The sequence below is a fragment of the Sphingobacterium bambusae genome, assembly GCF_033955345.1.
GTDB classification, from domain to species: domain Bacteria; phylum Bacteroidota; class Bacteroidia; order Sphingobacteriales; family Sphingobacteriaceae; genus Sphingobacterium; species Sphingobacterium bambusae.
In genome coordinates, this window is the sequence record NZ_CP138332.1 from 3,705,973 (window position 1) to 3,719,276 (window position 13,304).

Annotated in this window: 12 protein-coding genes; 3 read left to right on the forward strand and 9 right to left on the reverse strand. The window is 44.6% G+C overall.

Annotated features, from left to right (window positions below; genetic code table 11):
- Positions 1 to 18: 18 nt before the first annotated feature.
- Together cysS and SCB77_RS15385 are read left to right on the forward strand one after the other, a co-directional pair.
- Positions 19 to 1,491: a cysteine--tRNA ligase gene (gene cysS / locus SCB77_RS15380; RefSeq protein WP_320182880.1), complete on the forward strand. Its 1,473-nt coding sequence runs from the start codon at positions 19 to 21 to the stop codon at positions 1,489 to 1,491.
- Positions 1,492 to 1,515: 24 nt separating this feature from the next.
- The gene (locus SCB77_RS15385) at positions 1,516 to 2,385 is read left to right on the forward strand and encodes a DUF4440 domain-containing protein (protein ID WP_320182881.1); all 870 of its coding nucleotides are present in this window, start codon (positions 1,516 to 1,518) and stop codon (positions 2,383 to 2,385) included.
- Positions 2,386 to 2,599: 214 nt separating this feature from the next.
- Here the strand turns inward: SCB77_RS15385 and SCB77_RS15390 are convergent, their stop codons facing one another.
- On the reverse strand, positions 2,600 to 4,051 hold the full coding sequence (locus SCB77_RS15390) for a peptidylprolyl isomerase (RefSeq protein WP_320182882.1): 1,452 nt from the start codon (positions 4,049 to 4,051) through the stop codon (positions 2,600 to 2,602).
- 151 nt (positions 4,052 to 4,202) lie between these two features.
- Between SCB77_RS15390 and SCB77_RS15395 the strand changes: the two genes are divergently transcribed.
- Positions 4,203 to 5,294, forward strand: a complete 1,092-nt coding sequence (locus SCB77_RS15395) for a lactonase family protein (RefSeq protein ID WP_320182883.1) — start codon at positions 4,203 to 4,205, stop codon at positions 5,292 to 5,294.
- 49 nt (positions 5,295 to 5,343) lie between these two features.
- Here the strand turns inward: SCB77_RS15395 and mnhG are convergent, their stop codons facing one another.
- The 8 genes from mnhG to acs form a co-directional block, all read right to left on the reverse strand.
- Positions 5,344 to 5,766 carry a monovalent cation/H(+) antiporter subunit G gene (gene mnhG, locus SCB77_RS15400; protein WP_320182884.1) on the reverse strand — a complete coding sequence of 141 codons (423 nt, stop codon included), beginning with the start codon at positions 5,764 to 5,766 and terminating at the stop codon, positions 5,344 to 5,346.
- The gene (locus SCB77_RS15405; protein ID WP_320182885.1) at positions 5,756 to 6,031 is read right to left on the reverse strand and encodes a monovalent cation/H+ antiporter complex subunit F; all 276 of its coding nucleotides are present in this window, start codon (positions 6,029 to 6,031) and stop codon (positions 5,756 to 5,758) included. Before SCB77_RS15405 ends, mnhG begins: the two co-directional genes overlap by 11 nt.
- Entirely contained in the window at positions 6,028 to 6,504 is a 477-nt protein-coding gene (locus SCB77_RS15410) for a Na+/H+ antiporter subunit E (protein WP_320182886.1), read from the reverse strand. The genes SCB77_RS15405 and SCB77_RS15410 overlap by 4 nt, the downstream gene beginning before the upstream one ends.
- Before the next feature lie 3 nt (positions 6,505 to 6,507).
- Entirely contained in the window at positions 6,508 to 8,019 is a 1,512-nt protein-coding gene (locus SCB77_RS15415) for a proton-conducting transporter transmembrane domain-containing protein (RefSeq protein ID WP_320182887.1), read from the reverse strand.
- A complete protein-coding gene (locus tag SCB77_RS15420) occupies positions 8,016 to 8,372 on the reverse strand; it encodes a Na+/H+ antiporter subunit C (protein ID WP_320182888.1) in 357 nt (118 codons plus the stop codon). Before SCB77_RS15420 ends, SCB77_RS15415 begins: the two co-directional genes overlap by 4 nt.
- A 1-nt stretch (position 8,373) precedes the next feature.
- The gene (locus SCB77_RS15425) at positions 8,374 to 8,784 is read right to left on the reverse strand and encodes a Na+/H+ antiporter subunit B (protein ID WP_320182889.1); all 411 of its coding nucleotides are present in this window, start codon (positions 8,782 to 8,784) and stop codon (positions 8,374 to 8,376) included.
- 50 nt (positions 8,785 to 8,834) lie between these two features.
- A complete protein-coding gene (locus tag SCB77_RS15430; RefSeq protein ID WP_320182890.1) occupies positions 8,835 to 11,144 on the reverse strand; it encodes a putative monovalent cation/H+ antiporter subunit A in 2,310 nt (769 codons plus the stop codon).
- Between the two features lie 149 nt (positions 11,145 to 11,293).
- On the reverse strand, positions 11,294 to 13,210 hold the full coding sequence (gene acs / locus SCB77_RS15435; RefSeq protein ID WP_320182891.1) for an acetate--CoA ligase: 1,917 nt from the start codon (positions 13,208 to 13,210) through the stop codon (positions 11,294 to 11,296).
- Positions 13,211 to 13,304 lie beyond the last annotated feature (94 nt).

The following is a 13,304-nucleotide window of genomic DNA, read 5'->3' on the forward strand; positions in this document are numbered from 1 at the left end:
GTTTATTTAAACAAATTCATGGAAAACAATCTTGTCCTTTATAATACGTTAACCCGAACAAAAGAGAAGTTTGAACCTTTAAATGCGCCTTTCGTAGGGATGTATGTCTGTGGACCTACGGTGTACAGCGATGTGCATTTGGGGAATTGCCGTACCTTTGTTTCCTTCGATCTTATATTTCGTTATCTATTGCACTTAGGATTCAAGGTTCGCTATGTGCGTAACATAACCGATGCAGGGCATTTGGAAGGGGATCGCGATGAAGGGGATGACAAGTTTGCCAAAAAAGCCAAATTGGAACAATTGGAGCCGATGGAGATCGTACAAAAGTATACCTTAGGTTTTCATGATGTTTTACGCCTGTTTAATACCTTGCCGCCTAGTATCGAGCCTACGGCTACGGGACATATCTCGGAGCAGATCGAGATGGTCAAGCAAATCATCGATAATGGATTTGCTTATGAGGCGAACGGAACGGTGTATTTCGATGTGGAGAAGTATGTGCAGAACCATGATTATACCATATTGACCAACCGTAAGTTGGAAGATTTGCTCAATAATACGCGGGAACTGGGCGGACAAGATGAGAAACGTGGACGTTTGGATTTTGCGCTTTGGATTAAGGCTAAGCCCGAACATATCATGCGTTGGCCTGCTCCTTGGAGTGTCGGTTTTCCGGGATGGCATATCGAATGCTCGGCTATGAGCAGTAAGTATCTGGGAGCACAGTTTGATATTCATGGCGGCGGTATGGATCTTGCTGCGACTCACCATACGAACGAGATTGCGCAGTCAGAAGCTTGCAATCATGTGCACCCCGCAAAATACTGGATGCATACCAATATGCTAACGGTAAATGGCGCTCGAATGTCTAAATCTGCTGGAAACGGCTTTCTGCCACATGAATTGTTTACCGGTGAACATGCGCTGCTAGATCGCGGCTACTCGCCTATGTCTGTACGCTTCTTTATGATGCAAGCACATTACCGCAGTACTTTGGATTTTTCTAACGAGGCATTGGAAGCGGCGGACAAAGGCTATAAACGGCTGATGTCTGCTATCGCGTTGCTGGATAAGATAAAGGCGGCGGATGGCGTTGCGGTAGATTTTGATAGTAAAGCGGTAGAGGCACGATGTTATGCTGCAATGAACGATGATTTTAACAGTCCTGTGCTCATCGCGGAACTGTTTGAAGTGGTTCGTTTCATTAATGCTGCTTATGATGGAAAGGCGAAAATCAATGAGGAAACGCTTGCCGCAGTAAAATCGCTGATGCAGGTTTTCGTTTACGATATCTTGGGTTTGAAAGACGATTTGTTAGCGCAGGATACCGGTAACATGGACGAGTTGATGCAGATTATCATCAAAATCCGTAATGAAGCGAAGGCTAATAAGGATTTTACGACGTCCGATCGTATTCGTGAAGATCTTAATGCTGCAGGTATTCAGTTAAAAGATAGCAAGGACGGAACACTTTGGAATAAGATTTGATTGTAAGACGACAAAAATGCGTAAATGAAATTAAGTAAAGTTTATTCGCTTGTCGTGCTTAGTGCCCTTGTGGTATCGGCATCTTCTGTACAGGCGCAGCTTCCAGATAAGGTGGGCGGCTTGATACGTGCCGACCGTACGGCGGCGAATATCTCCAAGACCACTAGTCCGCACGAAGCGTTGATGTCTGTGGTGGACAAGGAATCAACCCTGTATGTGCCTTCACCGGTCAACGCCGTAAATTATCTGAACAATAGGCCAAATCTGCCGGATGTGTTGACTTGGCAACCGAATTTTGCATTGGTGTCCAAGAGTTTGGATTGGGGCGTTACATCGGGGCCGATGGAGTTTCAGAAAATTGGCGTGATCAAGCGTTATGGACAATACCTTACGGTGTGGCGTAGAGACAAAAAAGGAAATTGGAAAGTGCATGTTCGCGCAGAGGTAGAGAATTTCGGAAAAGGACCTAAATCCGATTTGGTGTTTTACGAGCCCGATGATTCTTGGTATTTGAAACACCGTTCCAAAGTGCGTCTGCAGCAACGTGAAGAGGTGGTTACGCAAAGTGACGAACTCTTTTCTACCATCCTGAAGGCAAATAATGAAGCGGCCTTTAACGAATTCCTTTCCGACGATGTGCGTTACTACTATCCTTGGGAGCCTGAAATAGAAGGCAAGAAAAATGTATTGGCATTCTTAAAGAAGAAACGTATCGAAATCACCACCGATCCTTCTGGCGTAGGAAGAGCCTATAGTGGAGAGTATGCCTATACTTCTGGTACTGCAAACGTGCGTTCAAAAGAGAAGGTAGTGAAGTTTAATTACATCCGTATTTGGCAATTGAAGGATGATTACCAATGGCGTGTACTTATTGAGATGATGTTCGAGCGTTAGTAGACCATATCTTGTCCAATGAAAAGATAAACTAAAAAGGTGTAATCAATTATGGTTACACCTTTTTTTGGTTGTGGACCAGACCAAAAAATCTATCTATCATGCTGCTCTGTTAGCGGTCGACGTGAGAAAGCGACGCTAACAAATCGTCTTTAAAACAAAGGGCTAATCACGTCGATGATTAGCCCTTTATGTATATTGTTGAATGACTCTTCTACTTCTTAGCTAAGCTTTCTTCGTTTGTTATCCACAGCTTTAGTTCGTCGCAGGTAAGGAAGTCTGGATTAATATCAATAAATGTATTGTCTTTACGCGCTTCGAACCACTCGCTCAGGCTCCGATTTACTTTATCCTGTTTTGCTGCTTCTTGGATTTTTGCAAAGTCCTGCTCAAGATTAGCCTTGTGTGGTGCAATACGGGATTTAAGATACATGAACTTGTAAATCTGATTTCCGGTGCGATCTTTAGATAGGAAAGACTTAGAATACTGCCCCACTTGTAAAGGGTCAATCGCCGTAAAGGTCTCCCGATCTAATTTGTCCATCGCAATTAAAGCCGAACGGTCTTCTTCATTGACCAACATACCACCCGTATATTTTGTTTCGTTGTTATCCGAGTATGTGGAAGCAGCGAGGTGAAAACCTAATTTTCCTTGCTCTACTTTATCATAGATGCTGTCTATTTTTGCTTTGGCGCGTTGCAAACTAGCGTTGGTCGGTTTGCTTTTGATAAGTACATGGCGCACATTGACTTCTTCGCCTCTGCGCTGAAGCACTTGCAGGAAGTGAAATCCGTACATGGTTTCAAATACGGGTGAGACCTCACCTTCCTTTAGTTTAAAGGCCATCGCAGAAAATTCTTTTACATAGCTGTCTCGTGTTGCAAAGCCCAACTCACCACCATAAGGTGCTGAGCCATCTTCAGAATAAAGCCTTGCCACGGTACCGAAATCAGATCCATTGATGACCTGCTGACGGTAGCCTTCCGCTTTTTGTCTGAATTGTTCTTTTTCCTCTTTCGTCAGCACTGGATTGATCACAATTTCACCGACCTCAACCTCTGTATTAAAGTAGGGGAGGCTATCTTGGTTTAATCCTGTGAAGTAGCTCTTCACTTCTTGCGGCGTTACGTTAATGGTCGTCACAATATTTTGCTGCATTTTTTGGGCTTTCAGCTGTTCGCTGATGCTTGGGCGCATCTCTTCCTTATACTGTAACAAAGAACGGTTTAGGAATTCTTCCAACCGCTCTTTACCACCAGCTTGGCGCACCATCATCTGCATTCTTCTGTTTAGATTGTCATCCACTTCCGATTCAGACACCTCAATCGAGTCAATGATCGCTTGTTGGGACAATAATTTTTGCGTAACAAGCTGTTGTAGTAAATAACATTTCATGTTGTCGTTCGGCTTTTCGCCCTGCGCGAGGTATTGTGCATATTGCATCTCGATATCGGATTGCAAGATAATACCGGAACCCACTGTGGCTACGACACGATCCACCAATCGGCTTTGTGCACTAACCGTTTGCAAACAACATACAGCAATAACGATTGCTCCTAGTAAATTTATGTATTTTTTAATCATAGAATCTCTGCCTTTACGCTGTGCAAAATTATCAGAAATTATGGGAATAACATGCTCTTTCTGTGATAATTTTGTCGCCACCTATACGCTTCAAATGTACTAAATCTTTGCGCGCTAAATTATTAAAAATGTACAAAAATCATTTTTCTTTAACCATATTTAACAGCTCGGTTGTTATTGTAATTGTGGTAATAATATGTAACTTGGAATATTTACTACATGTTGATCAAAAATGAGAACGTTAATCGCTGTTTTATTGAGTTGTTTTATGCTGGAATCTATCGCGCAGGAGATCCCCATGTTTGTTGGAACGTACACGAACAAGGGAAGTCAGGGAATTTATTTATACATGTTTAATACGGAGGATGGCGAGGCTACGCTTTATTCGGCTACGGCAGCGCAGGATCCTTCCTTTTTAGCGCGTTCAAAAAACGGAAAAATGCTCTATGCTGTTCGCGAGCAGGAGAAAGAAACGGCCGAAGTGTCCGCTTATACCTTTGACGGGGATTTACTTTCCTTTGTCAACAGTCAACCCACCGAGGGTGGAGCACCTTGCCATGTTGCAGTGGGGCAGAAGCAACCTTTAGCGCTTGTGTCCAATTACGGCGGTGGCTCGTTGGCAGTCTTTAAACTTGACGAAAATGGCGCGTTGGGCGAGAAGATCCAACTTATTCAGCAGGAAGGGCAAGGCCCCGATAAAGATCGCCAAGAAGCTTCCCATGTACATTCTGCATTTTTCAGTGCCGATGAGAAGCATGTCTTTGTACAGAATTTAGGAACCGACCGCGTGACGATTTACCGCGTAGCGCATGAGAAAGATCAGTATAAGCTCGTGGAGGAATCTGTTATATCCACGCCTGCGGCGGGAGGACCAAGACATTTGGTGTTGGATCAAAAAGAAAAAAACCTATACGTGCTGTTGGAGATGAAAGCGCAGATTGCGCATTATACAAAAGAGAAAGATACTTGGAAACTGATCGATACGCTCTCCATCAATGCTGATGGCTTCACGGGCGAGAATGGCGCTGCTGAGATCAAGTTCTCACCAGATCTCAAATTCCTCTATGCCAGCAACCGTGGCGAGGCAAATAGCATTGCCCTTTTCTCTGTAGATAAATCTGGGGCCTTGCTCAAAAAATCGGTGTATAGCACGGAGGGAAAAGGGCCTAGAAACTTCAATATCAGTCCTGATGGGCGTTTTTTATTGGTCGCCAATCAATCAACAGACGATATCGTCGTCTTCAAGCGCGACCTGAACAGCGGTGAGATAATTGATACCGGTAAAAAAATTGAGGTATCTACACCGGTGTGTATTATTTTTTAAAATCGTCGAAATTTCCGTTGTAGCGTACATGAATCTATAATATTGTGCGCTACTCGGTTTCTTCATCGGTTTTTGCAATGTTCGGCTTGGAGGAGTTTTCACTCTCGATCTCCTCTTCTTCACTTTCCAGTTCGTGTGTTTCCTCATTATACATGCCCTCGAGCTCATCAATAATGGTGTCCTTCCAAAGTGGGGTTCCTGTAAAATAGGCTGCCCGTCCGATCATATGTGCAGCTATGGGTGCCGTGATAATGAGAAAAAAGATGATGGCGATGGCTTTGGTCGTTACGGAAACATCCGGGAACATGATGGCAGCGCAGATAAGTAGAAGTCCAACGCCCAAGGTGGAAGCTTTCACAGTAACCGACAAGCGTAAATAGAAATCGGGCATGCGTAAGATGCCAATCGCTGCAAAGAGAATAGATAAAGCCCCTATTGTGCTAAGTATTGCTAAAATTATATCAATCATCATTCTGTTTTTCTATATAGTAAGCAAAAGCTACCGTTCCCAAGAAGGCAATCAGCGCAAGTATGATCGCCACATCCAAAAACACTTCTTGGTTAGAGCGGATACTGTAAACGGTAATAATACCGATCCCAGTGGTAATAATCAAATCCAACGATATCACGCGGTCAACCAATGAAGGACCCTTGAACAGCCGAATGAATACCAACATAACGGCGATGGCTAGGATTGGCAGAATAACGTAATCAAAGTATGTTTCAAGTGTAATCATCGTAAAATCGCTAATAATCTTCTTTCCAATCCAGTTTTGGTTTGCCTAACGAAGGTCTCGGGATCCGTTAAGTACATCACATGGATGTATATGGTTTTTTTGTCATCGCTGATATCCAAAATCAAGGTTCCAGGTGTGAGTGAGAGCATGGTCGTTAGCAGGTTGATTTCAAAATCTGTCGAGGCATTCAGCGGATATTTGACAATCCCAGGTTTGAAGAAATATCTAGGCGTCACCACGTCAAAAGCAACCTGCACATTGGCTTTGATCACTTCATAGAGAAAATAAAAGATAAAGCTGATGATCTTAGGGACGCGATAAAAATAGCGTTGATCCGTTTCATTTCTGTTCATGATCCACAACACAAAGAAACCAAGCATAAAACCGAATAGGAAATTGGTATAATACATGGATCCGGTGAGGGCTACCCAAATGCCTGACAACAGCAGGTTCATTAAAAAGTACTTAATCATATGCTAGTTCGTTTTGTCTCCCAATACCGCTTCAATATAGGCGGAGTTATCCATCAATTGGGATGATATTTTATCTGTTACGTTGATAATAGCTTCTGCATTTAAACCGATATAGAGCGTGACGACACCCAAGATCACGATCGGCAAAACCATCAACAATTTTCGGTAAGGAGGCATCGGCGCAAAGCGATCGTCAATGATATCCTCCTGTGGCGGGTTTTTCCAAAATACTTGCGACCACATTTTCGCAATAACATATAGCGTGATAAAGCTACCGATAACCAAGGCCGCGACGAAAAAGTATTGCTGCGTTGCAAAAGCGCCCTGAAAAAGGAATATTTTTGGCCAAAAGCCCGATAATGGTGGAATGCCGACCAACGAGAATAGCACTAACGCTATTAGCAGCGAAATCTTAGGATAGTCTCGATAGAGGCCTCCTAATTTCTCCATGTCAAGAGTGCCTCGCAGCTGCCGGATCAAACCGGCGATCAAAAACATATTGGTCTTGACCATGATATCGTGGATAAGGTAAAATACCGTACCCATCAACGCGACTTTGCTAAACATAGCGATACCGCCTACCATAAAGCCGATGTGGCAAACGATAAGGTAGGAAAACAATCGGCGTACGTTGGTTTTTATCAAGGCACCAAAGGCTCCAGTGATAATGGTCAGTACGGCAATGACCATCAACAAGGTTCGTGTAAAATCATCGGGAATGAAGATCAAGCTTAATACCCGTATAAGCGCGTAGATACCCACTTTGGTCAACAGACCGCCGAAGGTTGCTGCAACCGCAGATGGCGGCGTATGATAAGAAGATGGTAACCAGTAATACAAGGGGAAAACGGCCGATTTGATGCCAAAGCCGATAATGAAAAAGCAGGAGGTAATGCCCACTAATGTCTTGTTTTGTACCAATTGAATCTTCAAAGCCAAATCTGCCATGTTTAAGGTGCCGGTAATGCCGTACAGAATCCCAATGCCGGTTAAGAAGAACATGGATGCCAAAATGTTCATCGCCATGTATTTCACCGCTCCCTCCAGCTGTGCCTTGCGCCCACCTAGGGTCATCAGTACAAAGGAAGAAATGATGATCACCTCGAAATAAACATATAGATTAAAAATATCACCGGTGAGGAAAGCGCCCTGCAGTCCCATGATCAGGAAATGGAAGATCGGGAAATAGCCATAGAGCATGCGCTGCCGACTTAGGCTTACCGATGAAAACAGTGCAACCGCCACCGCGGCAATAGAGGTTAGGAGCACTAAAGTCACACTAAGCGCATCGGCCACGAAAACTATACCGAACGGAGCGTCCCAGTTGGCGGCATTCATGGTTAAAATCCCATCCGTTTGCACGCGGCTAAAGAGCCGAATGGCAACAAGTAAACCGATGATGCTTCCCCCCACACTTATAAAGCGCTGTGTCACCGTTTTTCGCCAAAACATCAGCTGTGCAATGGCCGTGAACAGCTGCACAAAAATAGGTGCAAGAATATGGTTGTCTATCATAAATCTTCTTCTTCAGGAGTGTTTAAATCGTCTAGATCGTCGGAGTCAACCAATGCATATACCCTTTTTAAAAGGACAATGGCAAAGGAAGTCAAGGCGAAGCTGATCACGATGGCAGTTAAAATTAGGGCTTGAGGTATGGGATCGGCATAGATATCCTGAAATACTTTATACGCTTCGTTGATCACGGGCGGACTTCCTTTGGTGATCTTCCCCAATAAGAAAATCAAAATGTTGGTACCATTACCCAAGAGCATGATGCCCAGAAGTAACTTCACCATGCTGCGACGAAGGATCAGGTACACACCGCCTGCATACAATAAGCCGATTACGATAACCAGTAGTAATTCCATATTATTCCTCCAATGCTATGGTAAACAAAATGGTCAAGACTACGCCGATGACCACCAAGTAAACACCCAAGTCAAAAAATAATGCCGATCCGATCATGCCAATTACCGGAATCGGCTCTTCAAACCATAGCCCAGTCATCGGAGGCAAACCTAGCAGGAGCGGTGCGACCACGCTCAACGTGGAAAGCGCTAAACCGATGGGGATGAGGGATAGTGGTTTATACCGTAAAATTTTCATTGTGCTGGCGGTGCCATTGGCGAAGCTGTGCAGCACGAAAGCGATGGAAGCCACCAAGCCTCCCACGAAGCCTCCTCCGGGATAATAATGCCCGCGAAGGAGCAAAAAAAACGAAAATAATAACAGGATCGGTAAAAGATACCGCGTCGCTGTTTGTAATATGGCACTCTTCATAAATTTTTTCTTTATAGCGCTGCTACGTAAATAGTGTATAGCACCTGTTTCTATTCTTTTTCAGATGATTTTAACCGCAACCGTATCAAGCTGTACACACCTATTGCGGCGATGGACAATACAACCGTTTCAAACATGGTATCAATACCTCGGAAGTCTACCAATATGGTATTTACCACATTCTTGCCTTTAGCCAATAAGTAGGAATTTTCGCCGTAGAAACTGCTTATTTCGGTGCCATTAGGCTCTTGTAAAACGCGCAGCGCAATAAGCGATAGTATAACGCCAAAACCCAAGGCTACAATTGCATCGCGGATCTGCAGCCATCGGCTGGTGATATTGATAAAACTTGGAAGTTTATACAACACCAATACGAAAAGAACGGTTGTAAGGGTGTCTATCGTAAACTGCGTCATGGCTAGATCTGGGGCGCTATAGAATACGAACATCAAACAGATGCAGTAGCCAATAACGCTGGTCGACACTACAGAGGTGAGTCGGGAGCGCGTCGTCACGATAATGTATAGTGCACCCAGAAGCATGGCAACGATGCCTACTTCGTACCAAGATAAGGGGGTTAAGCTTTCCCAGTTAATATGAATCGGCCCACTGATCCATAGTTTATAGCCCAAAAGAAGTTCCGCGAAAATAATGATCTTGATATGATAGGAGCGCAGGTAGCCATTGTGGAAGGTTTGCGTATACCAAGTGGACAGGCGCATCATGGATCGACCTATTTTCAGGAAGATCCGTTGCGGCGCAATACTGTTGAAGCGCTCAACGAAAGCTAGTTTCTGCTCACTAGGTTTATTGAGGAAATAAACAGCAACGCCAACGAGCAACGTGGCGACACTCAACAGCAATACGGTGTTTACACCGTGCCATATCTTAAGGTGCATCGCTGTGTCGCTTTGTGTTATCGCATTTGCCGCCTGATAATTGAAAATCCCGCCGACATAGCCCGGAAAAAGACCAAACAGTAAACCTAATATACCCAAGAGCAATGGCGGAATCCACATGGAAGGATAGGGCAGATGTACCTTTTCAAACGTTGGAGATATTTTCCCAACGAACGGCTTTAAGCCCGCCATGAAACCTGCCGCCACCAATCCAATATTGGTGACCACGGCTAAGGCCGTCAGCAAAGTAGCCCAATTGGGCTTATAATGTAAAGTCGCTTCGTATATAAGATCTTTACCGATAAATCCAAAAGTTGATGGCAGCCCAGCACTCGATAATGCTGCGAGCAGTGCGGCAATAAACACCGGGAAAAGAACTTTGCGTAGACCGCTGAGCTTCGTGATATCACGTGTATGCGTTTCATGGTCGATAATTCCAGTGACCATAAAGAGTGTTGCCTTATAAAGGGCATGCACCAAAATAAATACAGCCGCCGCAATAATAGCTTCCTGCGTGCCCAAGCCAAGTAGAAAAGTCAATATGCCTAAAGCCGAGATGGTCGAATAAGCTAGGATTCCTTTTAGGTCAACACGAAATAAGGAATGTATGGCTGCATAGAGCATCGTGAATCCACCCACAATAAGCAGGGTGTTGTTCCACAGTTCTGTATGTCCAAATACCGGCGTGAATCGTGCAAGGAGGTAGATCCCTGCTTTCACCATAGTGGCCGAGTGTAGGTATGCCGAAACCGGAGTAGGCGCCTTCATGGCGCCGGGCAACCAAAAGTGGAAGGGGAATTGAGCCGACTTCGTAAAAGCACCAATGAATATAAGTCCGGCAATTAGCGGATATAAAGGATGGCTAACGATCACATCATGCTTCGCAAAAAGCTCGCTGATGACGAAGGTGTCAGCGATATGCCCGGTAAGAATAAGCCCCGCCAATAAAAAGAAGCCACCTAGGCCGGTAATGCTCAAGGCTGTTAAGGCACTATCGCGCGATGCCTTGCTATCGTTATTAAACCCGATGAGAAAGAAAGAACTGATGCTGGTTAGTTCCCAAAAAACAAATAGTGTTAGGATATTGTTCGAAAGTACAACGCCCAACATAGCGCTCATAAAAAGAAAGAGGTAAGCAAAGAATCTGTCGAAGTAAGGATGTCCTTTCAAGTACGTTCTGCCATAGAAAAAGATAGCGGTACCAATCCCCGTGATGAGGAGGGCAAACAAGAGGGAGAGCCCGTCTAAGCGGAAGTCAAGGTTGACGCCTAAGCTCGGAACCCAATCCAAGTGCTGCACTAAATTTGTTCCCCCAGCGATGGTGGGAATATGTAGCAGGTAAAATATAAAAAGAAGTACAGGTATTAATGGTAGCAATAAACTCCATTTTGTCTTAATAAGCTTGCCAAAAGGAATGAGAAGGCTCGATGTTATTAATCCTGTTAAAACAGTAAATAGCATGCAGTCTTTAAATTGTAATTGTTGGAAATGTTATAAAAATAGTAAAAAATCGGGAGATTTCCGCGTTAATTTTAGACTTTGCTAAAAAAGGATTGTTGTTTTAGATGTAATCAAGACAGTAAATAAAAAATCGCGCTTAGCGCGATTTTTTATTTACGAAACTCCTCAGCTCCTTTGATGATGGATTCCACGACTGTAGGATCCTGTAGGGTAGAGGTGTCGCCTAAACTTTCTGTTTCACCTTCGGCTATTTTGCGTAGTATACGGCGCATAATTTTTCCGGAGCGTGTTTTTGGCAAATCCGCGACAAACTGAATAATATCTGGTTTTGCAATAGCGCCGATAATACGTGTGATCGTTTGTAGGATATCTTTACGCGTACTTTCTTCGTCGATATGGTGGTTGGCGATCACGTAGGCATATATTCCTTGTCCTTTAACCGGGTGCGGATAGCCTACGATGGCGGATTCAACCACATCAGAGTGCATGTTGATGGCATTTTCAACCTCTGCGGTACCTATACGGTGGCCGGAGACGTTCAATACATCATCTACGCGTCCTGTAATTCTGTAGTATCCTTCCGGGCTGCGGTAGCAACCATCACCCGTGAAATACTTATTTTCGTACGTCGAGAAATAGGTCTGCTTACAGCGCTCGTGGTCGCCCCACGTGGTGCGGAGCATGCCCGGCCAAGGGAATTTAATGCAAAGATTACCCGAAACGTCATTACCTTCGATTTCTTGTCCGTTTTCATCCATAAGGCACGGCTGCACGCCGGGTAGTGGCAGCATAGCATAACCGGGGATTGTAGGCGAAATGCCGGCCAATGGCGAGATCAAAATGCCTCCATTCTCGGTTTGCCACCAAGTGTCGGCTATTGGAGCCTCGCCTTTGCCCACTTTGTCGTGGTACCAATGCCAAGCTTCTTCGTTGATGGGCTCGCCCACGGAACCCAGCTTTTTGATGCTACTCAAATCTTTACCATCGATATATTCATCGCCGAAGGCCATCAACGAGCGTATAGCTGTTGGTGCGGTGTAAAGCGTATTGACTTTATATTTCTCCACGATATCCCATAGACGTCCTGCGTCGGGGTAAGTCGGGGTGCCTTCAAATAAAAGCGATGTTGCTCCTTGGGAAAGTGGACCATATACGATATAGCTATGCCCGGTGATCCACCCGATATCGGCTGTGCAGAAGTAGACCTCACCGGGTTGATATTGGAATACATTCGAGAAGGTATAGCCGGTGTACACCATGTAGCCGCCTGTGGTGTGAACCACGCCTTTGGGTTTTCCGGTAGATCCGGAAGTGTAGAGAATAAAAAGTGGATCTTCCGCATCCATCTCTTCTGCTGGGCAAGGTGGGTTTCCTTGTGTTTCCACTTTTTTGATTTCATCTTCCCACCACACGTCACGGCCTTTAATCATCGATACCGGTGTGCGTGTACGTGTCAATACGATCACGCGCTCCACTGATTTACACTGCATTAGAGCATCATCCACAATGGATTTCAGCTCCAATACTTTGCCGGCGCGGTAGCCGCCATCCGAGGTGACAACAAGCTTGCACTCAGCATCTCCGATGCGGTCGGCAATCGACTGCGCAGAAAATCCACCAAACACGACGGAATGTATGGCGCCAATGCGCGCACAGGCCAACACGGCGATAACAAGCTCCGGTACCATCGGTAGATAGATGCATACGCGGTCGCCTTTTACCACCTTATTATTTTTCAAAACGTTGGCAAAGGTTTCGACCTTATCTAATAGTTGTTTATACGTCAGGATTCGGTGTGCTTCATTCGGATCATTGGGCTCCCAGATAATGGCAGGTTTATCGCCGTTATTATAAATGTGACGATCCAAGCAGTTTTCTGTGATATTGACGCGAGCACCTTCAAACCATTTGATATTTGGCTCCGTAAAGTTCCAGTTCAGGACATTTGTCCATTTCCTTTTCCAAAAGAAGTGTTCCGCAATTTCTCCCCAAAATGCTTCTGGGTTTTCGACGCTATGCTTATAGGCGTCTTGATATTCCTCAAAACTTTTAATCTGTAGGTTCATGTTTTTTGGTAAAAATATTATCTCACTTATCCGATGCGGACATTTTTTTATTTGATGCTGTCTGTATCGAATACTCTTGAGCTAATTTAGTTTT

Coding starts and splice junctions, on each gene's coding strand:
- cysS (WP_320182880.1), top strand. CDS start 19: ATGGAAAACAATCTTGTCCTTTATAATACGTTAACCCGAACAAAAGAG.
- SCB77_RS15385 (WP_320182881.1), top strand. CDS start 1,516: ATGAAATTAAGTAAAGTTTATTCGCTTGTCGTGCTTAGTGCCCTTGTG.
- SCB77_RS15395 (WP_320182883.1), top strand. CDS start 4,203: ATGAGAACGTTAATCGCTGTTTTATTGAGTTGTTTTATGCTGGAATCT.
- mnhG (WP_320182884.1), bottom strand. CDS start 5,766: ATGATGATTGATATAATTTTAGCAATACTTAGCACAATAGGGGCTTTA.
- SCB77_RS15405 (WP_320182885.1), bottom strand. CDS start 6,031: ATGATTACACTTGAAACATACTTTGATTACGTTATTCTGCCAATCCTA.
- SCB77_RS15410 (WP_320182886.1), bottom strand. CDS start 6,504: ATGATTAAGTACTTTTTAATGAACCTGCTGTTGTCAGGCATTTGGGTA.
- SCB77_RS15415 (WP_320182887.1), bottom strand. CDS start 8,019: ATGATAGACAACCATATTCTTGCACCTATTTTTGTGCAGCTGTTCACG.
- SCB77_RS15420 (WP_320182888.1), bottom strand. CDS start 8,372: ATGGAATTACTACTGGTTATCGTAATCGGCTTATTGTATGCAGGCGGT.
- SCB77_RS15425 (WP_320182889.1), bottom strand. CDS start 8,784: ATGAAGAGTGCCATATTACAAACAGCGACGCGGTATCTTTTACCGATC.
- SCB77_RS15430 (WP_320182890.1), bottom strand. CDS start 11,144: ATGCTATTTACTGTTTTAACAGGATTAATAACATCGAGCCTTCTCATT.
- acs (WP_320182891.1), bottom strand. CDS start 13,210: ATGAACCTACAGATTAAAAGTTTTGAGGAATATCAAGACGCCTATAAG.